The sequence below is a fragment of the Terracoccus sp. 273MFTsu3.1 genome (assembly GCF_000383675.1).
Taxonomy (GTDB): Bacteria; Actinomycetota; Actinomycetes; order Actinomycetales; family Dermatophilaceae; genus Terrabacter.
This window is the reverse complement of the sequence record NZ_KB911824.1, coordinates 278,958-299,647: the sequence shown is the minus strand read 5'-3', so window position 1 is coordinate 299,647 and position 20,690 is coordinate 278,958. Positions and strand designations below refer to the sequence as shown.

Here is a 20,690-nt window from a genome sequence, read left to right as displayed (position 1 = left end):
CTCAGATGTCGGCGGCGTCGGCGGAGGCGCGGGCCGCCTTGCGGCGCTTGTTGATCGCGATCCGGGCAGCCATGGCCTTCTCGAAGGCGAGGTGCCAGAACCTGCTGATGACGAGCTCGCGCTCGCCCACCATCTCGACGACGTCGGCGCCGGCGCCGAGCTTGAAGAGCAGCAGGCCGGTGAGCGGGCTCGTGGCACCGAGGGAGGTGTTGAACCCCCTGAAGTCGTAGGACTCGCACCCGGCTGCGGCGGCATCCCGCATCGCCTGCCACTGGAGGGCGTTCGAGGCCCGTGCGTCGCGGTTGCGCTCGGTCGAGCCGCCGTAGAGGTAGGAGAACGTCCGACCGAAGCGGATCATCAACGCCGACGCGAGCACGTCGCCGTCGACGTGGGCCTCGTAGAAGCGCGCTGACACCGGACCGTCACCGTCCGCGCCGTCGGACGCGAACGAGCGAGCCATGACGTCGAAGTACGCCTTGGGTCGGGGCAGGAAGTTGTCGCGGTCGGCCGACTCGACGTAGAGCGCGTGGAAGGTGTCGAGCCCCTCGGGCCCGACCGCGCGCACCTGGACACCGGCCTTCTCGGCCTTCTTGACGTTCCGCCGCCACTGCTGGTTCATGCCCTTGAGCAGCTCGGCGTCGGAGCGGCCACGCAGGTCGACGATGCAGAGCAGGCGGGGCTGCCCCACCGCGACGCCGTCGGCGCCGAGCTGGAGCCAGTCGTTGCGGTCGAGCCAGGCCTCGAGGGTCCGGGCGGTCGGGTTGTCGACCGCTGCGGGCAGGGTGGTGAAGCTGAGCAGGCCGTTGTCGACGACCTGCTTCTTGACCGGCTCGCGGTCCCAGACCCGGGAGACGACGGGGTAGCCGAGCCGGAGCGCGAACGCCTTGTTGGCCTTGGCCCACGCGACGAGCGGGTCGAGCCACGCCGCCGGGTCGGTCGCCACGACGTCCCACGGCAGCCCCGGGCCCTCGGGCAGGTAGGCGTAGGACCGGGACAGGCGCGGGATGGTCCGCGAGAGGACGAGGCCAGCACCGACGCGGGCCCCGGAGGCGTCGAACCAGCCCAGGTGCGTGCGCCGCCAGCCTGCCTTCGCCCGTCCCCAGGCAGGCGTCTGGAGGAAGCTGCCTCCGACCTCGAGGAGCGTCTCGACGGCCTCGTCGGCGCTGATCTCGCGCACCGTCAGCGGGCCGGCGACAGCCGTCACCTGTGTGGTCGGCGCAGGGGCAGGAGTCTGCTCGGTCATGGCGGCAACCCTAGCGGCGGCGCGTCAGTCCGCCGACCGCGCCACCTCGGCGTCGGAGGCCGCCGTGGCCCGGGCCGTGCGACGGATCCACCACAGGCCGACGAGCGGTAGCACGAGAGGGACGTAGCCGTAGCCAGCGCCGAAGTGTGACCAGACGGTCTTCTCGGGGAACGCCTCCGGCCGCACGACGCTCCAGGTCCCGACCACGAGCACGCCCACGAGCTCGACCGTGAGGGCGATGGTGGCGAGGCGCACGGACGCCCGGTCGCCGCGGGCCAGGCCGATGGTCGCGACGAGGTAGATGAGCGCCGCGAGCGCCGAGAGGAGGAACGGGACGGGGGCGCGGTCGAAGTACTCGGTGATCTGCAGGATCGACCGTCCCGTCGCGGCGAGCGCGAGGAGACCGTAGACGGCGACGAGCACGCGGCCGAAGCCGTGGCCGGTGTGCGGCCGCTCCGTGAGCGGCTGCTCCGGCGAGGCTGCGGGGGTGGATGTCGGCTCAGACATTGAGGCTCCAGACCTGCTGCAGGCGGGCGACGAGGATCGCCACGACGAGGGCGCCACCGAGCACGACGGCCATGGCCCACTGCGTCTTCTCCTTGACGGCGATGACGATCGTCGCGGGGATGACGAGCAGGACGGTGAAGAGGTAGGCGATGAAGGTGGCCCGCTCGGCACCGTCGCCGATCGCGGACGCCTTCGTCAGCCCCACGACGAGCTGCACGACGAGCGCGAGCTCGATCGCGGCGCCCACGATGATGAGCGGGTCGTCGACGAGCCGGCCCCGGAGCAGGTGGTGGGCGGCCAGCAGGCCGAGCAGGCCACTCGCGACGAGCAGCACGACGGTCAGGGGTTGGAGCACGCGAGAAGCCTACGGCGTCGGTCCGTGCTCCCCGACGCGGCATCGCGGGTCGGACCGGACGCTCGGGCCTGCCGGTGCTGACGGTAGTTTCGTCCCGACGCACCGCCCCACCGTCGCGCGCGTCCAGACCGTTCTGAAGGAGCCCTCGTGTTGATCCGCCCCATCGCCGTCGACCGCGCGGCGGGGGTGCTGCTCGGCGAGGCCTGCGGCGACGCCCTCGGCGTGCCCTACGAGATGGCGGCGCCCCCGGTCGGCGAGGCCGTCATGAAGGGTGGTGGCCTCGGGCCGTACGAGCCCGGCGAGTGGAGCGATGACACCCAGATGACGCTCTGCGTGGCGCGCATCGCCGCCCAGGGCATCGACCTCACCTCGCCCGAGGGCCTCGACGGCGTGGCCGACGCGTTCACCGCGTGGCTCGACGGCGGCGCCACGGACGTCGGCATCCAGACACACTCGGTGCTGACCGAGGCGAAGGAGCTGACCGGACGCTCGCACCAACGCCTGACCCGGGCGAGCGAGGCGCTGCACGCCCGCACCGGGCTGACCGCCGGCAACGGCGCGCTGATGCGGACACCCATCGTCGGCCTGTCGGCCCTCGACGACCGGGACGCGACGGCCCGCGCGGCCCGCGCCATCGCCCTGCTCACCCACGCCGACCCGCTCGCGGGCGACTCGGCCGTGCTGTGGTCGGAGGCGATCCGGGTCGCCGTCACGGAGGGGCGTCTCGACCTCGCGGCCGGTCTCGACCTCGTGAGCGCCGCGCACGTCGGACGCTGGGGCGACTGGATCGAGGCGGCGACCGGCGCCGAGCCGGGCCAGTTCGGCAACAACGGCTTCACGGTGACGGCGCTGCAGGACGCCTGGGCCGCGATCACGACGACCGACCGCGGCGACGGCTCGGCGATGCACCTCCAGCGGGGGCTGCAGGCCGCCGTCCGGGCGGGACACGACACCGACACGGTCGCCGCCATCGCGGGCTCGCTGCTCGGCGCCCGCTACGGAGCGTCCGCGGTGCCGACCCAGTGGCGTCGCATGGTGCACGGGTGGCCGGGGCTCCGCGCCCACGACCTCGTCGAGCTCGCCGTGTCGACCTCGGCGGGCGGACGTCGCGTCGGCGAGTGGCCGTCGGTCGTCTCGATGGGTGACGAGAGGATTCCCACGCTGGGCATCCCGCACCCCATCGACCCTGACATCGTGCTGGGCACCATCAGCGACCTCGGACGCGTGCCCGAGCTCGACGTGCAGGCGATCGTCTCGCTCTGCGCGCTCGGCCTGGAGGACATCCCCGCAGCCGGGATGACGGCACGCGACCACATCGAGTTCTGGATCAACGACGAGGAGCAGGAGGAGAGCAACCCTCACCTCGACTTCGTCCTCGACGACGCCTCGTCGGCGCTGCGACAGTTCCGTGCCGAGGGCAAGCGGGTGCTCGTCCACTGCCGTCAGGGCGTCCAGCGCACCCCGGCGGTCGCGCTGCGGTATGCCGTCGACCTCGGTGTCGCTCCCGAGCTCGCCGAGCGGTCGATCCGGGAGGCCCTGCCGGGCATCCGCGGGGAGGGACGGCTCTGGGACGTCGCCGCCCACGGGGCCTGAACCCGAGGCGGGCTGCGGTCTACAGTGCCGCCATGAGCGAGATCGACCATCGCCGCCTCGGCGTGGACCTCTACAACGCGACGTGGGAGCTGCTCGAGCAGACCGACCGGTCGCCGGAGGACGACGACGAGATGCTGGCCCGCGCCCATGCCTCGATGTACCACTGGGGCAGGTTCGAGGGGGTGCTGCCGGAGAACATGGGCCGGGGCCACTGGCTCGTCTCGCGCGTGCATGCCGTGCTCGGGCAGCCCGACGCCGCTGCGTACCACGCGCGGCGGTACGTCACGATCGCGCGCGGCGGTGCGGGCGAGCGCTGGGACCTCGCGGCCGCCCTCGAGGCATCTGCGCGGGCAGCGGCGGTCGGCGGCGACTTCGACGCCGCCGAGCGCTTCGAGGCCGAGGCCCGCGAGGTGCTCGCGACGATGGACGGCCCGGAGGACCGCGAGGTCGTCGAGAAGGACCTCGCCTCGCTCCCCCGCCGAGTCTGAGGCCCAGCCGTGGCGGGCAGCTGCGATCGATGCGGGTGCACACCGAGCCGCAGTGCCACCTGCTCTCGGCTCAGACGCTCTTGGCCTCGTCGACGTAGCGGCACAGCGCGTTGACGGCGCGCAGCTCCTCCGGTGTGTGGACCTCGGCGTCGGTGAGCAGGGGGCTGCCCACGATGACCGCCATCGCCTTGGCGCGTGAGATCGCGACGTTGAGCCGGTGCAGGTCGTAGAGGAACGAGACTCCACGTGGCGCGAGGGCCGCCGTGGTGCTCGCCATCGAGTAGATGACGACGGCGCCCTGCTGGCCCTGGAACTTGTCGACCGTGCCGACCCGGGCGCCGTCGGGCAGCTCGGCCGCGAGGATCGCGACGTGTGCGTTGTAGGGCGCGACCACGAGGATGTCGGCAAGACCGATCGGACGTGAGTCGCCGTCCGCGGTGGTCCAGCTGCCGCGGAGCAGGTCGTCGACGAGGGCACGGACGACCCGGGCCTCCTGGCGGCTCGACTGTTCGCACAGCGTGTCGTGCTCGACGGGGACCCAGCGCAGCCCGTCGCCGGACAACGCGCCGGGGGCCTCGACGCGGAGCTGCTCGCGACCCGGCGCCGACTCGAGCCGGCCCTCGTAGGCGAGCTGCGAGACGAACGCCGTCAGGCTCGGGTGCATCCGGTGCGTGCGGTCGAGGAAGACACCGCGATCGGCCGGGATGACGTCGTGGACGAGCCCGTCGTCGCCGGCGCGGAGGTGGTCGAGCGCGGAGACACCGGAGCCGTAGGGGTGCACCGCCTTGGTCGGCTGGGTCAGCTGCTGCGGGTCACCGAGCAGGACGAGCGAGCGCGCGGCCGGGGCCACGGCCACGGCGTTGGCGAGCGAGAACTGGCCGGCCTCGTCGATGACGAGCACGTCGACGGCATCGACCATGTCGTCGCGCGACCACAGCCAGGCGGTGCCCCCCACGAGGGTCGCCTCTCCGCTCGCGAGCGCGGCCGCGATGGCGGCGTTGTCGGACGTGTGACGGATGAGGGCGTTCGGGTCGTCCGGCTCGTCGCCCTCCTCGACGTTGGTGCCGTCCTTGTGCCAGGCAGGACGGGCCACCTCGTCGAGGAGGTTGAGCACGACAGCATGGGACTGCGCCGTGACGCCGACGCGCAGGCCGGCGTCGAGCAGCTCGCGGATCAGTGCCGAACCGGCATACGTCTTGCCCGTGCCCGGTGGCCCCTGGACGGCGAGCACCTCGCCGCGCAGGCCGCGACCGACGCGGACGACGACGTCCTTGGGCGACTCTCCGGCACGGGGCGCGAGCAGGTCGGGGGCCGGCACGACCCGCTCGACGAGCCGCGTCGCGAGGTTGGACCCCCCGTCCAGCGCGAGCTCGCCGGTGCGGGCGATGCTCGCACGGAGCGCCTGGTCCATGACCGGCCCGGGTCCGCCGAGGCCGCGCGGACGTGGCGGCTCCAGCGACTTCTTCATCGACAGCTCGACCCAGCCCTCGACCGGGTCGAGGTCGACGACCTTGCCGACGGGTGCGTGGGTGTCGACGTCCGGGACGTACTTGCCGACCGACACCTTGCAGTCCTGGGGAGGGAAGGGGTAGCGCCAGACCTTCGAGAGCTTGACGATCCGCATCTCCCTGGGCTCGCCCAGGTCACCGATGGCGGTGCCGTCCTCGACGAGCTCGGCCGTCTCGAGCTCCTTGTAGCGGAAGAAGTCCCACCACTCCGGGCGCTTCTCGCGGCGGTGCCACCCGACGAGGCCGGCGAGGAGCGGGTGGCCGTCGGCGACCAGCCGCTCGGAGAGCGCGATCTCGGCACGCTCCTCGTCGCTGATCTCGCGCAGCTGCTCGGGTACCGGTCTGCTGAGCGTGTGCCCCGCTCGTGCGAGCTCGGCGCGTCGCTCCTCGAGCCACTCGTGCAGCGCGAGCGTCGAGCGGACGTCCTCCTCGTTGTAGCGCCGGATGTCGTCGAGGATCGCCTGGTCGGCAGACCCGTCGTCGCGACCGGCGAGCCAGCGTTCGTACTCGACGACCGACGAGAGACCGTCGGCGACACCCGCGCCGTCAGCGGATCGCGTGTGGCCCCAGTAGAACTCCTCGAGCTTCTTGATGGAGTAGGAGCCCTTGCTGATGCGCACGCCCTGGCGCACGACCGCGTAGAGGTCGACAAAGACCTCGTGGCGCAGCAGCTGGTCGAGCTCGGCCTCGCGGGTCGCGTGCTGGCCGACGAGCCGCTTGAGAGCCGTCGTCTCGTAGGGCGCGTAGTGGTAGACGTGGAGGTCCGGGAAGCGCTGCCACCGCTCCGTCAGCCAGTCGACGAGGTCGGTCGTCAGGCGCCCCTCCTCGGCGAAGTCGTGGGCCCAGAACTCGACGAACTCCCCCTGCCGCGTCCAGATGCCCGCGAGGTACTCGCGCCCCGCACCGCCCTCGGCCCACGGGTCGCCCTCGAAGTCGAGGTAGACGTCCCCCTCGTCGGGCACGGGCAGCATCTGCAGGCCCCGGGCCGGCTCGGGGTCGAGCAGCTCGAACTGAGCCCGGCCGGTGTCGCGCTCGGCGAGCTGGAGCCGGGCCTGCTGGAGCAACCGACGCCGGCTCGCGATGGACAGGGCCGGGGCCAGTCGCTCCTCGCTGGACTCGGCCAGCGAACGGAGGGTCGGGATGCCGAGGTCGATGAGCGCGGCGCGGTGGTCGGCGCGCATGCCCGCGACCTGGATGAGGTCGTCGCGGTCGAGCCACTCCTGGGCACACCGCTCCTTCCAGCGGCACTGACCGCAGTGCTGGACGCGTGCGGACTCCGTCTCGCGCGGGTTGGCGATGGCGTCGAGCAGCTCGGCGCGGCGGCGGCGGGCATACGGGGCCACGTCGACGAGCCGCCACGGGTGCGACTCGGTGTCGCCGGTGACGACGGTCAGCCACTGCGGCGGGACGCCCTGGAGCAGCTCGAGCCGGGCGGCATACGTCGCCATCTGGAGCAGCGCGGGGACCTTGAGCCGGCGGGCCAGCTTGGTGTCGGCGATGTCGTAGCGCCACGGGCCGAGGTCGCTCGGCTCGTCGACGCGCAGGAGGAAGTCGGCCAGCCCCACCCAGTGCCCGTCGAAGAACGTCGCCTGGTAGATGACGTCGACGCCCCGGCGCATGGCGTCGAGCGTGGCCGCCTCGGCCTCGACACCCCGCACCCCCAGGGCCGCGATGTCCTCGACGACGCGCCCCTCGGCGACGAGACGCTCGAGGTAGGCGCGCTCGTGCTCGAGCCCCTTGGCGAAGACGAGGTTGAGCGAGTCGTCTGCGCCGCTCGCCCCGCCCCTCGTCCCCTGGCCGGCGTCGAGAGCCTCGAGGTCGAGCGTCGTGATGTGCGCACAGGCCACGTGCTTCGTCAGGTCCGTGGGACTCAGGACGAGGTGACCGTCGATGCGCTGCATGGCGCCGAGTATGCCGTCCGGCACCGACACCCTCGACACCCCGCGAATCATTTTGCCCGGAACGCGCACGAACGGCTCGAACGGGGATAGGTTGCATCCGGCGTGGCAGGCAAGTTCGGGGGCGAGCGTCCCTGCGCACGCGGTGCGCAGACGCATCGCGGGCGAATGGAGTCACGCAAGGAGGATCTGTTGTCCGACAACACTCGGGGACCATGGCGCTCGCGCCGTGGCGTGATGAGCTCGGTGAGCGCAGGAGCCATCGCGGCCCTGGCCGCCACCACCCTCGGGGCCACGCCGGTGTCGGCGAGCCCTGACCCGTCCGTCAAGCACCGCAGCAACGCCTCGGTTCCCGACGGTCTCACGAGCGCCGGCTCCCTCGGCCTCGGCACCCAGCGCGTGGCCTCGGGCGACAAGGTGGACGCCGGCCTGCGCAAGGCCACCGGGCCCGTCGACGTCATGATCGAGCTCGACGCCGCTCCTGCGACGACGGCGTTCGGCCAGGCCCGCGGACGCGGCCTCGCTGCCGCCAAGAGCGCGGCACGCTCCCAGACCTCCGCCGTCAAGGCGGCCCAGAAGGGCGTCGAGTCCCGTTTCGCGGCCACCGCGACGAAGGCACGGACGCTCTACAAGGTGCACGCGGCATACGCCGGCATCGCGGTCCGCACGGACGCCGCGAAGCTCACCGCCCTCGCGGGCATCCCCGGCGTCAAGGCGATCCACCGCCTGACGCCCAAGGCCCCGACCAACTCCTCCTCCGTGCCCCTCATCGGTGCGCCGAAGGTGTGGAAGGCACTGTCGCAGACGGGCCAGGGTGTGCGGGTCGGCATCATCGACACCGGCATCGACTACACCCACGCCGACTTCGGCGGCCCCGGCACGGTCGACGCGTTCACGGCTGCGGGCGCCTCCAACACCTTCACGCCGACGGCCAAGGTCGTCGGCGGCTACGACTTCGCGGGTGACGCCTACAACGCCGACCCGACCTCGGACACCTACGACCCGAACCCGCAGCCCGACCCCAACCCGCTCGACTGCAACGGCCACGGCTCGCACGTCGCCGGCACGACCGCCGGTTTCGGCGTCGCGTCCGACGGCAAGACGTGGTCCGGTGGCTACGCGTCGGACATCGACCCGGCCAGCCTCGACATCGGCCCCGGCGTCGCCCCCGAGGCGAGCCTCTACGCCCTCAAGGTCTTCGGCTGCGACGGCTCGACCAACGTCGTCGGGGAGGCGCTCGACTGGGCGGCCGACCCCAACGGTGACGGCGACCTGTCCGACCACCTCGACGTCGTCAACATGTCGCTCGGCAGCTCCTACGGCTCGCCCGAGGACCCCGACGCCGTCGCCGCGAACAACCTCGCCGCGCTCGGCACCGTCGTCGTCGCCTCCATGGGCAACTCCGGCGACGTCTACGAGGTCGGTGGTTCCCCGGGTGACGCGCCGCGCGTGCTCGCGGTCGCCGCGTCCGACGATGGCAACGACGTCGTCGACGGTCTCAAGGTCGACTCCCCCGCCGGCATCGAGCCGGCCGACACCGTCGACGGCACCCGGGACAACGTCTTCGCCGCTCTCAAGTCGGTCGCCTACGACTGGACCGCCGAGCCGGGCGTCACGAACGTCCCGGTCGTCACGGTCGGTGACTGGTCGCAGGACCCCAACGCCGGCAACAATACCGACGGCTGCTCGGCCTACTCCCTCGCGGACCAGGCCAAGGTGACCGGCAAGGTCGTCATGCAGATGTGGCTCGACGGCACCGGTCGTCGCTGCGGCTCGGCCGCACGCGCCCAGCTCGCGCAGGACGCGGGCGCCGTCGGCGTCATCTACGGCAGCGACGTCAACGCCTTCTCGGCCGGTGTCACCGGCGACGCCGACATCCCCGCGATGCTCACCGTCAACCAGGCGACGCAGGCCATCAAGGCCCAGCTCGACGCGTCCAACGAGGTCCGCGTCACGATGACGAACGACCTCCGCAACGCCGTCTCCATCCGCAACCCCAAGGCGATCGACCAGCTCGCCGACTTCTCGTCGCGAGGCGTCGGCGTGGCCGGTGGCGTCAAGCCCGACGTCGCGGCCCCCGGAGTCACGACGTTCTCCGCGGCCGTCGGCACGGGCAACGAGGGCATCGCCGAGAGCGGCACCTCGATGGCATCGCCGCACGTGGCCGGTGAGGCCGCGCTCGTGCGTGGCTCGCACCCGACGTGGACGGTCGAGGAGGTCAAGGCCTCGATCATGAACACCGCGACCCAGGACGTCTTCGTCGGTCCCGACCACACGGGTGACGTCTACGGTCCCGAGCGCGTGGGCGCCGGTCGCGTCGTCGCCGACGCCGCCGTCGGGACGAGCACGCTCGCCTACGTCACCGACGACAAGGGCGCCGTGAGCGTCTCGTTCGGTCCCGTCGCCGTGACCGCGCCGACGCAGACCCTGACGAAGACCGTGCGCATCGTCAACAAGCGCCCGGTGACGTCGGCGGCCTACGTCCTGTCCTACGACGCCGCGCACCCGACACCGGGTGTGACGTACTCGTTCAGCCCGTCGCAGGTCCGCGTTCCGGGCAACGGCTCGGTCGACGTCAAGGTCACGGCGACCTTCACGCGTTCGGCACTGCGGGCCGTCGCCGACCCGACGACCGTGGCCGACCCGCTCGAGATCGGCATCCAGCGCAGCTACCGCGCCGACGCGAGCGGCCGCATGCTGCTCGAGCCCGTCCAGGGCACGTCCGGTGGCACGCTGCGCGTGCCGGTCTGGTCCGCTCCGCGCGCGGCGTCGACGATGTCGTCGCCGTCGAGCACGACGGTGACCAAGCAGTCCGGCCTCCCGGCCGGCATCGCCACCTCGATGCTCCCGCTCACGGGCACCGGCATCGACCAGGGCAGTGGCAGCACGTCGTACGTCTCCACGGTCTCGATCTTCGAGCTGCAGGGCACGAGCCCGCGCCGCGCGGACTGCTCGTCGACCCGCATCGTCGACTGCAACGCGACCGCAGACGACCGCGGCGCCGACCTGCGCTACGTCGGTGCGGCCACGGACGCGCCGGTCTTCGGCCTCGCCAAGTCGATGCTGACCTTCGGCATCAACACCCACGGCCCGTGGCGCACGCCGGCCACGTCCACGGAGTTCGACGTCTTCCTCGACACGAACGCCGACGGGACGGCCGACGCCGTGGTCTACAACACGCGGCTGTCGACGACCGACGACTACGACTACTTCGTGGCCGAGCTCGTCGACCTGCGGGCAGGTGCCGGCTTCGGCGACGTGCTCGACCAGGAGCTCATCAACGGGGTCGACGGGTCGTTCGACACGAACGTCTTCAACAGCGACTCGCTCGTCATGCCCGTCTCCGTCGAGGTCCTCCAGAACGAGGGTCTCGTGACGGGTGCCGCGCCCAAGGTCCGCTACTGGGTCAGCTCGCTCGCCCAGGGCTCCGCCGTGGACGCGCTCGGCTCGGCTGCCAAGCCGATGACGATCAGCCTCGCGTCCCCCGGCCTGTCGGCCTACGGGGACTTCGGCACCCTCCTCAACAGCGACCTCCCCGGCGAGAAGCTCGAGGTCCGACGTGACGAGGCCTCCGCCGCGGTCGACAAGCCGCAGGGTCTGCTCCTGCTGCACCACCTCAACACCGACGGCTCCCGGGCCAAGGTCGTCACGGTGCGCACGACGTCGACCACGAAGCTGACGGCCAGCCCGTCGAGCTTCACGCAGGGCGGCAGGACGGTGCTGACCGCGACGGTGTCCCCGTCGAGTGCCACCGGCACCGTGACGTTCGACTGGAACGGCAAGGCGCTGCGGACGGTCGCGGTCTCGGGCGGCAAGGCGGTCCTCCCCGTCACCGGCCTGTCGCGCGGCACGCAGACGTTCGTCGCGCGCTACTCCGGTGACGCCACGACCCTCGCCAGCACCTCGGCGGCGGTCAAGGTCACCGTCAAGGGTGTCGCCTCGGCGACGTCCCTGACGTCGAGCAGCACGAGCTACCGCTACGGCGGGCGCCCGACGCTGACCGCGACGCTCTCGCCGTCGACCGCCACGGGCACCGTCACCTTCCGTGACGGCAGCCGGGTCCTCGGCACGTCGACGGTCTCGAAGGGCAAGGCGTCGTTCAAGGCGCCGATCCTCTCGCGCGGCACGCACTCGGTGACGGCCACCTACAACGGGTCCGGACGCTACTACCCGTCCGCCTCGTCGAAGGTGACGCTCCGCGTGGGCTGAGCGGTCACCTCGCACCATCAGGACGACGTATGCCGTCCGGCCACCTCGGCCGGGCGGCATACGTCTGTCCCCGGGGCGTGGGTCGCCCCGCCCGGGCCCGCCGGACACAGCAGGAAGGCGGCCCTCCGAGGAGGACCGCCTTGCTGCTCGGGCCCGAAGGCCCGGGCTGGTGGCCGGGTCAGGGACGCGGCCACCGACCCGACTCACCGCAGGAAGCCGTTACCGACGTGGCGGCCCCACCACTTGCCAAGGCCCCAGGTGTCCCCGGCGAGCGTCGTGGCGAGAACCGCGACGCCCAGTGCCTCGATCCAGTGGCTGTCGATGAGTGGGTTCGTGTAGACGCCGGTGGTGCCGAGGGGGAACTCGGCGAGGTACATCAGCGCCAGGAGGAGTGCAGCGGTCCAGGCGGCGATCTTGAGGCCGGCGCCGGCGAGGAGAGCGATGCCGATGCCGAGGAGACCGGCCATGAACAGCCAGTCGGCCCACGGGCCGGCGATGTTGTTGAAGAAGGAGGCGAACGGGCCTTCGGCGTGCTTCATGAAGCCCTGGGCGGGCGTGCCGCCGTGGATCCAGGCCTTGGCCGACGGGGTCATGTAGCCGAGCCCGAACAGCTTGTCGAGGAAGGGCCAGAGGAAGGTGAAGCCGAGCACGATGCGCAGACCAGCGAGGAACTTGCGGGCAACGGCCGAGCGGACCACCTCCTCCTGGAAGGTGACGACACCCTTGGTGGGGTCGTGCGTGGTGGTCGTCGCACTACCTTCGGTGTGCGTGTCGCGCGGGATGGTGCCCATGGAACTCAACTCCAGAACTCGGTGTGTGTTCCGGCAGCTTCTCTGTCGGTACTACACAGCGTAGTAGTAGCTGGTCCACAGCGCTCCCCCATCGCGGTGTGATCTGCCGGACACCGGGGCACCCCGCCGCGAGACAGCGCTCAGACCGCTCCGGCGGCAGACGACCCGCCGCGTCAGCGCCGCGTCAGCGCCGAGGGTGCGCCGCGTCAGCGGCGCGAGCGGATGAGGGTCGGGACCTCGAGTTCCCCTGGGGCGTCGGCGAGCTCGCGCACCAGCTCGGCGAGCGCGTCGAGCGAACGGCACACGGCGGCATACGACCCGTCGAGACGGATCGGACGGCAGAGGATCCGGGTGCCCGCGTTGCGGATGACGATCTCCGACTCCGGCGCACGGTCGCTGTTGCAGTGGATGAGCAGGCCCGTCGGCAGCCCCATGGCGGTCGTGTAGGCCACGAGCTCGAGGTAGTCCCGCGAGGCCATGTAGCCGTCGGCGCCCATCGAGTACTTCGCGTCGCCGACGAGGACGACCTCGCTGCCACGGCGCACGACGAGGTCGGGGGCCATCGTGACGGCCCGGCCCTCGTCGAGCCAGACGTCCTCGTCGCGCTCGATGCGCATCTCCGGGGCCAGACGCAGGTCCAGCTCCTGGGCGATCCAGCGCTGGAAGAGGTCGTCCATGTCGACCATGAGGCTGTTGGCCTGCTGGTCGCCGGCCTCGTGGCTCAGCGACATCGCTTGCAGGACAAGGCGACTGAGCCGCATCGCGTCCTCGTAGTGCTCGTTGAGGCGGGTGATCGGCAGCGGTGCAGCATGCTTCGTCGCCGGGGTGTCGGCGACGCCGTCGAAGCGGCCGAGCACGCGCAGCGCCTCCCGGCGGACGTGCGGCGCGAGCTGGGGCCACGACAGCATCGCCTGCAGCGTGCAGCGGAAGAGCTGGTTCTCGACGATGTCGGCCGTGAAGTCGTCGAAGCGGCACTGCGGCTCGGCGGCGCTCCACGGCCGGCGCGCGAACTCCTCGACGAGCAGCCGCCCCCGGATGGTCCGCATCCGCTCCTCGCGCGGGACGTAGCCGTGCACGAGACCGCGCATCGTCGACGAGTCGATGAGCCGGATCGCGAAGTAGGCGACGCCGTCGATGAGCTCGTCGGTGTCGCTCCACGTCACGTGCTCGTGGTCGAACGCGTCGGGCGAGACGCCCGCGCCGAGCATCGCGAAGAAGTTCGTGACCGAGACCTTGGGCGTGACGCGCACGACGAGGCCGGGCACGGCGAGCGCGCCGACCCAGCTCGTCGCACCGATCGTGACGACGTCGGGGTCGGCGGTCGCGTGGATGACGAGCCGCTCCCCCGCTGCCGCGACGAGAGCCGCTCGGGTCTCGCGGGACAGCCGGACCGGGCCCGAGCGTCCGTGCTCGGGGATCGGGGCCAGCTCGATGGTCATCGGCGCGTCGCCTCCACGGTCACGGCCTCGTCAGGTCGAACTGGCCGTAGCGGGCTCGGACGTTCTCCCAGCGGAACTGGGCCAGCTCGTGCTCGCGCCCGTAGAGCTGGTCCTCGATGAACGGGTAGACGTTGTAGTCCCAGATGCGGCGCAGGGTGGCCTCGTCGCCGTCGAGACCAGGGCGCATGAAGTAGCTGTGGCCGATCTGCAGGTGCGGGCCGCGCAGCGCCCGGCGCAGGTCCTCGTTGACGCGGTCGACGAGCTCGGCCACCCAGACGGGGCCGTCGTGGACCTCGAGCCACCGACGCAGCAGGCCCTCCATCGGCCCGTCGTGCGGCATGAACGGGACGAAGTCGAAGCGCCGGCGCAGGGCCGCGTCGACGAGCGCGATGGAGCGGTCGGCGGTGTTCATCGTGCCGATGAAGTAGAGGTTGGGCGGCAGCTCGAAACCCTCGTCGGGCCGGTAGCTCGTCTTGACCGAGTGCGAGCGGTACTCGAGCAGGAAGAGCAGCTCACCGAAGACACGCGGGAGGTTCGCGCGGTTGATCTCGTCGATGATCATGATGTGCGGCGTCAGCGGGTCCGCCTCGGCCGCCTCGGCGAGGAGGGCGAGCGGGCCCTTGCGCAGCTCGTAGACCATCTGGCCCTGGTGGTCGATCTGCGGCCGGAAGCCTTCGAAGAAGTCCTCGTAGCTGCTGCTCGGGTGGAACTGGACGATGTCGCGCTTGGCGGGGTCGGGCTGCAGCGCCTGCGCGAACCGCTGGGCGAGGTAGGTCTTGCCGGTGCCGGGAGGGCCGTAGAAGATGACCTGCTTCTTCTCCTCGAGCAGGCCCTGGATCTCGCGGAGGAAGTCCTCCTCGATGAGCAGCTCCGCGGCGGCCTCGCCGAGCGCGTCGTGGTCGGGCATGAGCGCCTTGTCGGAGCGTCGCATGAGCCAGTACGCGAGCTGCGCCTGGCCCCACGGGTCGTCCGGCAGCAGCGGGTCGAGCGTCTGCTTGAGCAGGGCGTTGGTCTCGACGTGCGTGCGGCCGCGGGACTTGCCCTCGGTCCAGCGCGCCGGCCCGCCGAGGCGGCCGAGCATCGCGATCTTGCCGGAGTCCCCGCCCAGGGCGAAGAGGGGCAGCCAGTGCTCGGGGTGGGCGATGGCGAAGAGCTTGAGCACGACGCTCTCGCCGAAGCCCTGGACCGGGACGTCGTCGGAGCCGAGCACGCGGTTGATGCGCTCCTCGTCACGCCCCTCGCCCCAGAGCAGGTCGCGCACCATGACGCGCAGCTCGTCGATGCCGGCGGCGTCGAGGGCGTTGATGCTGCTGATGAGGACGGACTGCGCGCCGATGTCACCGTAGCCGCGTGTCGACACGATCCGCTTGAACGTCGGCAGGTCGAAGGCCTCGAGACCCTCACGCGACAGGCAGGCGGCGAAGACGCGGCGCTGCTCCTGGTGCCAGGCGTCGCGCTCGCTCGGGTAGGGCCGCTCGGCCTTGAAGATCTCGACCTCGCCGTCGAGGTCGACCATGGAGGCGAGCTCGAGGCTGGGGTCGTCGAGGGGGCCGCGCTGGCTGGAGGTCATGAAGCGCAGCAGCGGCGTCAGCGCCCGGGCGGTCGCGATGACGTCGTCGGCGAAGTCGGCGCGTCCGACCGCCTCGTCGCCCTTCCACCAGCGGCCGACGAAGGCCTCGCCGCCGGGGTACTCGCGCCCGACGGGCTCGAGCCGGTCGGTGCGGCCGTCCTCGTGGACGCGCAGGAAGCTGAGGCCGCGCGGGAGGTGCTCCTGGACGATGGTGCCGACCTCGCGGTGCTGCTGGTCGCTCTCGCCCTCCCAGCCGCCGTGCAGTCCGAACGCGACGCCCGACGGGGTGACCCACAGGCGGAAGCCGGGTGCGCCGGCGCCGCCGACGAGGATCCACGCGGCATACAGGTCGGAGCGGTAGGCGGCGTCCTCCCCCGTGTGCTGCTGCAGCGCGAGGGTCGGAGCCTCGAGGTAGAGGCCCGTCTCGGCGGAGAGCCGGTCGATGAGGCTGTCGCTGATGTGGTCGGCCTCGCCGCGCAGCTGGCGTGCGAGATCAGCGGCGCGGTCCTCGCGCCGGCCGTCGCCGTAGCCGGTCGACGGGCGGAAGTCCGCCGCGATCTCGGCAGCCTCGACGCACACGTCGAGCACCTTGGGGGCGATGCCGACGAACGCCTCGGTCTCCTTGAGGTACCAGAGGATGCGGGCGGCGTACTTCGGGTCCTCGGGCCGCAGCGCCGCACAGAGGTCGGCGAAGGCGACGTAGCGCTCCGCGTGGCTCAGGCCGCGCTCGAGCCAGCCGAGCCGCTGGAGCATGTGCGGGGCGTTCTCCCACATGAGCGGCCACTCGCCGCCGTCGTCGGTGGACCAGAAGAGCGAGAGCACGTATGCCGTGTGGCCGGGCCCGGGGGCGCGCTGGCCGCGGGAGCCACCGCGGGCGAGGAAGGCCTCCATGGCCTGGAGCTTGTCGCCGGCGTCCTGCGGGGAGGCCGGGGTCTGGAGGGTGAGCTTGAGCAGGCCGACGACCTCGGCGTACTCCTCCTCGGAGCGGCGCATGAGCGAGGCGAGCCACGGGCCGCCGATGGGGCCGAAGCCGACGTAGGGACCGTCCTTGCGGGTCCACTGGTTCATCGCCTCCTTGAAGGCGACGAGGTCGCTCGAGGCCACGAGGTCGGCGAGGATCTCGCGCAGCTCGCCGTTGCGCGCGGCCCGCTCGGAGTCGAGCTCGGCGAAGAGGGCCTGGGCGTCCTTGTCCGCCTCGGCGGCGCGCTCGATGAGGGCGTACTTGGCACGCCAACGCTTGACGTCGACGGTGTCGGTGCGAGACATGGGGCTCCCTTGCACGCCCACTTCTAGGGCGCATAGCTACTGCGCACGTGGAGGTGCGCGCAGGACCGCGAAAAGGTTACCTGCCGGTCGCCCATGCTCCGAACTCGTGGGTGTGTCGCCGGTGAGACCCCAGTAATCGCAGCGTCGAACGGCCCCTGACGGCAGCGAATCGCCACCATTGTGACCCGAGCACCCGGACACTGCGCACCCGGGGTGCCTGTGGATGACGGACCGGCCTCGGCGTGCGGGTGCGGGACGATCGTCGTAGGTTGCCGTCGTGGAACAAAGGGTGCACAACGCACCTCAGACGACGCAACCGCACGATGATCGACGATCGACAGGGGACGCCGATGACCGCCGCCGCACGCCCGCACCGACACCGCACGTTCCTTGCGTATGCCGTCGCCCCCGTCGCGCTCGTGACGCTCGGTGCGTGCACGGGCAGCGACCCCGGTCCCGCGGTGACGACTCCCCTAACGAGCTCGGCCGTCACCAGCTCCCCCACGCCGACGGCCAGCACCTCAACCGCGCCGAGGCCCACCGCCACGGTCGACCCCGTCATCGCCAAGATCCCCGCAGCGGCCCGAACAGAGACCATTGAGGGGGCCGCTGCTTACACAACGTTTTACTTCACTCAGTTGAACGAGGCCTTCAAGGCCGCGGACCCCGCAGTCTTGTTGAACCTTTCCAGCCCTGCGTGCAAGATGTGCGCCGCCCTAAGTAACGGTGTGGCCGACGTCAAGAAGGCTGGGCATCACTACGGCGGTGACCTCACCAAGGTGAACTATGCGTCTACCACTGAGTTCTCCCCAAAGACGCGCCAGGTCTTAGTCGACCTCAACCAGAAAGCCGTTCCTGTCCTCGACGGGTCCGGGCGAAGAGTCGACACGACCCGCTCGGCGAAGTTGGCCTTGGTAGCGACAGTCGAGTTCGACAAGCGCTGGATCATCACGCGCCTTCAAAAGGCCACGTCGTGACGTCACGAGCTGGGTGGATCGCATGCGTCGCCATTGCTGTCTTCGCATCCGGCCCGTCTCTGCCAGCGTTGGCCGCTGATGGGAGCTGCGATCAACTAGATGTCTGCGAGGTGGATGACACCGCCGTTGTGACTGGTCTCATGTCGCGGAAGCAGGTGCTGGCGCTTGAGAAGTTCCCCGGGGACAAGGGTGGCCCCATCGTGGACCGGCCCAAGGACGCCCCTGTCTACGAATACCTGTCCCTCAACGACTGCCCACAAACAAGGCCGGACTCCATCACCGAGCAGGTTTCGTGTGCGCATGCTCTGCGCGACTGCCCTGAAGGCGAGCTCGGTCCTTTGCTCCGGATCTGGCGACGGACCATGACGGCGGGCGAGGTGACCGAGCCATGGCGCACGCGGGGCCTCACCTGTGCGTCTGATGTCGCACCGGGAGCCCGGCCGACGTTGACGATGGCTGATCTCAAGGCCGCGTTCATGAGGACGCCGTGGTCGAAGCCGCAGATCTCCAGCCAGCCGGCCGGGAACACGACGCTCGTCAACCTCCGCACCTTCTATAAGGTCAACTGGACGACGCAGGGGTTCCAGCCCGGGGAGGTCGACCGTTCCGTCCTGCGCGGCATCCCGGTCCAGATCCGTCCGAAGCTCGTCGGGTTCACGTACGTGTTCGGCGACGGCTCGAGCGCAGGCCCCACCACCTCGACCGGGGGCGTCTACCCGGACGGCGACGTCACGCACCTCTACCGCGCCAAGGGCGAGTACCCCGTTCGCGTCGACACCACGTTCGGCGCCGACTTCAGCCTCGATGGTTCGACCTGGGACGAGATCCCCTCGACCGTCACCGTGCCCGGCCCGTCCACGACCGTGACGGTGCGTGAGGCGAAGGGCGTGCTCGTCAACCACTGACGCCAGGCCGAGCCGTCCTCACCTGATGGAGTGTGCGGCGAGCGTTGCCGGGGCACCGTTCAGTGCACCCAGGGTCCCGTGCCGAGGGCGAGCCGGGTCAGGGCTTCTCCTCCGGAGGGACGGAGTCGTCGGGCTCGTCGAAGGTGAGCTCGCCCTGCGTCGGCCGTGCTCCGGGTCCAGCGACCCCGGCCAGATCGCCGCTCGGGGTGGTGTCGGCGACGGGCGCGACGTCGACGGCCGGCCTCTCCGACGCGGCCGCGTCCAGGTCGTCCGCTGAGCTCGGATCGACCTCCGGCACCTCGTCCGCCCATGAACCAGAGACGTCCCTCCCAGCTGCCTCGTCGAGGGCCGCCACAGCCTCGGGCTCACCCACGCCGGCCAGGTCGCCGTTCGGGGTCGCGCCGTCCACAGGTGCGACGCCAGCGGCCACGTCATCGTTCGGGGTCGCGTCGGCAACAGGTGGGGTGTGAGGAGCCACGTCATCGTCCGGGGTGGTCTCGCGCACGGGTGCCGCGACGGCGGCCTGTGCGGCGGACCTCGGCAGCAGCGCGTCCTCGTCCTCGGCATTGCGGTCCCACGCCTCCGCCGCGCCCGGAGACTCCGAGATCGGGGTGTGCGCCCCGCCGAAGCCGGCCTCGTCCACCACCTCGGCCTCGTCCACCATCTCGTCCTCGCCCGCCTCGTCCTGCACGCCTCTGGCCGTGCCCTCGGGCTCCACGTGCTCGCCGACGTCGTGCGTGGCCTCCACACTCTCGTCGTGCTCGGTTGCCAGGACCCCTGCGCCAGCCGCGGCGGCGAGGTCGGCGCCACCGGCGATGCCCACGGCGCCTGCCACAGGCTCGCCCGGGGAGACCACGGGAGTGAGCTCGGGCCCCGCGGGCTCGCCACCGGTCTCCGCGTGGACGCCGTCGAGCCCGGTCCGTTCCGGCGCCGCACCCACGTCGGTGCCCGTGACCGGTCCCGCGCCGGCCTGGACCGTGCGGCTCACGCGCCTCACGGTGAGGAACCACGTGAACGCAGCACCGAGGACGAACGCCAGCACCAGGAGCAGCCACTTCATCGCGTGACCCCCGAACCGCTCGCGTCGCCGAGATCGGCGAACGCCTCGTCCGCGGACCGTGCCGGCACGAGCCGTGCGGCCACCGCGATGGCCACGAGCGAGCCCACGACGAACCCGACGATGCTCCACAGGAAGCCGCTCCAGAAGCCGCTGTCGCTACGGCCGAGGAAGCCGAGCAGCACGGTCACGACGACGAGGGCCGTCCACCACGCGCCACCGATGCCGGTCCGGTACGAACGGGTCACGGTCTTCCCACTGGTGTGGGCCTGCTGGGCCATCGGTCCTCCACGGGTCAGACGTCGCGGTCGCGACGACGCTACCCCGCCCACCCTCGACGAGGCAGGGAACGCCACGGCATGCTCGTCACGCCGTCGCGACCATCCCGCCGTCTCAGGCCGCGGCGCAGCCGCCCTCGGCCGGCATCACCGCGACGGCCTCCGGGGCCGCGATCGCGACGGCGTGCAGCGTGAGTCCGGCCGTGCGGCAGGCATCTTCGAAGGCGGCGCGCAGGTCACGGTCGCGCGGTGTGGGTGTCGCGCGCCCCGGCCGGGCGATCACGATGACCACGTCGTGCACGTCGTGCCGCCCCACCTCCGCGAGCAGTGCCCCGACGCCCTCGAGGACCTCGCCGACGTCGACGCGGTGCGGCTCGTCGGGCAGGCAGATCGGCTGCAGCAGCCGGCCGTTGTCGTGCATGAGCAGCAGGTAGGTCGCACCGTCGGATCTCGTCTGTTCGGTGACGATGAGGTCGACCACCCCCTCGAAGACGTCGGGGTCGGTGATCGGTCGCTGGGCCCAGTCTCGCGGAAGCTCGTCGAAGCGCATGGCAAGAGCATGGCGGCCACCGGTGACAGCCGTCCGGCGTTGTCCACACGGACGGA

The 20,690-nt window shown here is 71.4% G+C and carries 15 protein-coding genes; 5 read left to right on the top strand and 10 right to left on the bottom strand.

Annotation, left to right across the window (positions count from 1 at the left end):
* Nucleotide 1: 1 nt before the first annotated feature.
* Genes H283_RS0116505 through H283_RS0116495 form a run of 3 tightly spaced genes read right to left on the bottom strand, consistent with a single transcriptional unit; the run spans nucleotide 2 to nucleotide 2,105 of the window.
* Complete coding sequence (locus tag H283_RS0116505) at nucleotides 2–1,243, bottom strand: peptidoglycan bridge formation glycyltransferase FemA/FemB family protein (RefSeq protein WP_028785662.1); 1,242 nt, start codon at nucleotides 1,241–1,243, stop codon at nucleotides 2–4.
* Between the two features lie 24 nt (nucleotides 1,244–1,267).
* Entirely contained in the window at nucleotides 1,268–1,750 is a 483-nt protein-coding gene (locus H283_RS25485) for a hypothetical protein (protein ID WP_020144633.1), read from the bottom strand.
* The gene (locus H283_RS0116495) at nucleotides 1,743–2,105 is read right to left on the bottom strand and encodes a hypothetical protein (protein ID WP_020144632.1); all 363 of its coding nucleotides are present in this window, start codon (nucleotides 2,103–2,105) and stop codon (nucleotides 1,743–1,745) included. The genes H283_RS25485 and H283_RS0116495 overlap by 8 nt, the downstream gene beginning before the upstream one ends.
* Nucleotides 2,106–2,252: 147 nt before the next feature.
* On the opposite strand from H283_RS0116495, the gene H283_RS0116490 reads away from it, so the two are divergent.
* A complete protein-coding gene (locus H283_RS0116490; protein WP_020144631.1) occupies nucleotides 2,253–3,698 on the top strand; it encodes an ADP-ribosylglycohydrolase family protein in 1,446 nt (481 codons plus the stop codon).
* Nucleotides 3,699–3,730: 32 nt separating this feature from the next.
* Entirely contained in the window at nucleotides 3,731–4,186 is a 456-nt protein-coding gene (locus tag H283_RS25480; protein WP_020144630.1) for a hypothetical protein, read from the top strand.
* A gap of 70 nt (nucleotides 4,187–4,256) precedes the next feature.
* On the opposite strand, the gene H283_RS0116480 is transcribed toward H283_RS25480, so the two are convergent.
* A complete protein-coding gene (locus H283_RS0116480; RefSeq protein WP_028785661.1) occupies nucleotides 4,257–7,595 on the bottom strand; it encodes a TM0106 family RecB-like putative nuclease in 3,339 nt (1,112 codons plus the stop codon).
* Between the two features lie 243 nt (nucleotides 7,596–7,838).
* Here H283_RS0116480 and H283_RS25475 point away from each other — a divergent pair, with 243 nt between their 5' ends.
* Nucleotides 7,839–11,801, top strand: a complete 3,963-nt coding sequence (locus tag H283_RS25475) for a S8 family serine peptidase (protein ID WP_020144628.1) — start codon at nucleotides 7,839–7,841, stop codon at nucleotides 11,799–11,801.
* A 203-nt stretch (nucleotides 11,802–12,004) separates the two neighbouring features.
* Here the strand turns inward: H283_RS25475 and H283_RS0116470 are convergent, their stop codons facing one another.
* The 3 genes from H283_RS0116470 to H283_RS28235 form a co-directional block, all read right to left on the bottom strand.
* Complete coding sequence (locus H283_RS0116470) at nucleotides 12,005–12,592, bottom strand: hypothetical protein (RefSeq protein ID WP_020144627.1); 588 nt, start codon at nucleotides 12,590–12,592, stop codon at nucleotides 12,005–12,007.
* 206 nt (nucleotides 12,593–12,798) lie between these two features.
* Nucleotides 12,799–14,031, bottom strand: a complete 1,233-nt coding sequence (locus H283_RS0116465; protein ID WP_020144626.1) for an McrC family protein — start codon at nucleotides 14,029–14,031, stop codon at nucleotides 12,799–12,801.
* Nucleotides 14,032–14,050: 19 nt separating this feature from the next.
* Nucleotides 14,051–16,867, bottom strand: coding sequence for an McrB family protein (locus H283_RS28235; protein ID WP_051103667.1), 2,817 nt, complete (start codon nucleotides 16,865–16,867; stop codon nucleotides 14,051–14,053).
* Between the two features lie 323 nt (nucleotides 16,868–17,190).
* Here H283_RS28235 and H283_RS0116455 point away from each other — a divergent pair, with 323 nt between their 5' ends.
* Nucleotides 17,191–17,844: a DUF6318 family protein gene (locus H283_RS0116455; protein ID WP_020144625.1), complete on the top strand. Its 654-nt coding sequence runs from the start codon at nucleotides 17,191–17,193 to the stop codon at nucleotides 17,842–17,844.
* Nucleotides 17,845–18,296: 452 nt separating this feature from the next.
* Nucleotides 18,297–18,749, top strand: a complete 453-nt coding sequence (locus H283_RS0116450) for a hypothetical protein (RefSeq protein WP_020144624.1) — start codon at nucleotides 18,297–18,299, stop codon at nucleotides 18,747–18,749.
* Nucleotides 18,750–18,846: 97 nt separating this feature from the next.
* On the opposite strand, the gene H283_RS0116445 is transcribed toward H283_RS0116450, so the two are convergent.
* The 3 genes from H283_RS0116445 to H283_RS0116435 form a co-directional block, all read right to left on the bottom strand.
* Nucleotides 18,847–19,809, bottom strand: coding sequence for a hypothetical protein (locus H283_RS0116445; protein ID WP_028785660.1), 963 nt, complete (start codon nucleotides 19,807–19,809; stop codon nucleotides 18,847–18,849).
* A complete protein-coding gene (locus H283_RS0116440; protein ID WP_020144623.1) occupies nucleotides 19,806–20,087 on the bottom strand; it encodes a hypothetical protein in 282 nt (93 codons plus the stop codon). The genes H283_RS0116445 and H283_RS0116440 overlap by 4 nt, the downstream gene beginning before the upstream one ends.
* Before the next feature lie 112 nt (nucleotides 20,088–20,199).
* The gene (locus tag H283_RS0116435; RefSeq protein WP_020144622.1) at nucleotides 20,200–20,634 is read right to left on the bottom strand and encodes a hypothetical protein; all 435 of its coding nucleotides are present in this window, start codon (nucleotides 20,632–20,634) and stop codon (nucleotides 20,200–20,202) included.
* Nucleotides 20,635–20,690 lie beyond the last annotated feature (56 nt).

Bases quoted from the DNA above. Each gene is read 5' to 3' on its own strand.
- H283_RS0116505 (WP_028785662.1), bottom strand. From the start codon at position 1,243: ATGACCGAGCAGACTCCTGCCCCTGCGCCGACCACACAGGTGACGGCT.
- H283_RS25485 (WP_020144633.1), bottom strand. From the start codon at position 1,750: ATGTCTGAGCCGACATCCACCCCCGCAGCCTCGCCGGAGCAGCCGCTC.
- H283_RS25480 (WP_020144630.1), top strand. From the start codon at position 3,731: ATGAGCGAGATCGACCATCGCCGCCTCGGCGTGGACCTCTACAACGCG.
- H283_RS0116480 (WP_028785661.1), bottom strand. From the start codon at position 7,595: ATGCAGCGCATCGACGGTCACCTCGTCCTGAGTCCCACGGACCTGACG.
- H283_RS0116470 (WP_020144627.1), bottom strand. From the start codon at position 12,592: ATGGGCACCATCCCGCGCGACACGCACACCGAAGGTAGTGCGACGACC.
- H283_RS0116465 (WP_020144626.1), bottom strand. From the start codon at position 14,031: ATGACCATCGAGCTGGCCCCGATCCCCGAGCACGGACGCTCGGGCCCG.
- H283_RS28235 (WP_051103667.1), bottom strand. From the start codon at position 16,867: ATGTCTCGCACCGACACCGTCGACGTCAAGCGTTGGCGTGCCAAGTAC.
- H283_RS0116455 (WP_020144625.1), top strand. From the start codon at position 17,191: ATGATCGACGATCGACAGGGGACGCCGATGACCGCCGCCGCACGCCCG.
- H283_RS0116450 (WP_020144624.1), top strand. From the start codon at position 18,297: ATGGCTGATCTCAAGGCCGCGTTCATGAGGACGCCGTGGTCGAAGCCG.
- H283_RS0116445 (WP_028785660.1), bottom strand. From the start codon at position 19,809: ATGAAGTGGCTGCTCCTGGTGCTGGCGTTCGTCCTCGGTGCTGCGTTC.
- H283_RS0116440 (WP_020144623.1), bottom strand. From the start codon at position 20,087: ATGGCCCAGCAGGCCCACACCAGTGGGAAGACCGTGACCCGTTCGTAC.
- H283_RS0116435 (WP_020144622.1), bottom strand. From the start codon at position 20,634: ATGCGCTTCGACGAGCTTCCGCGAGACTGGGCCCAGCGACCGATCACC.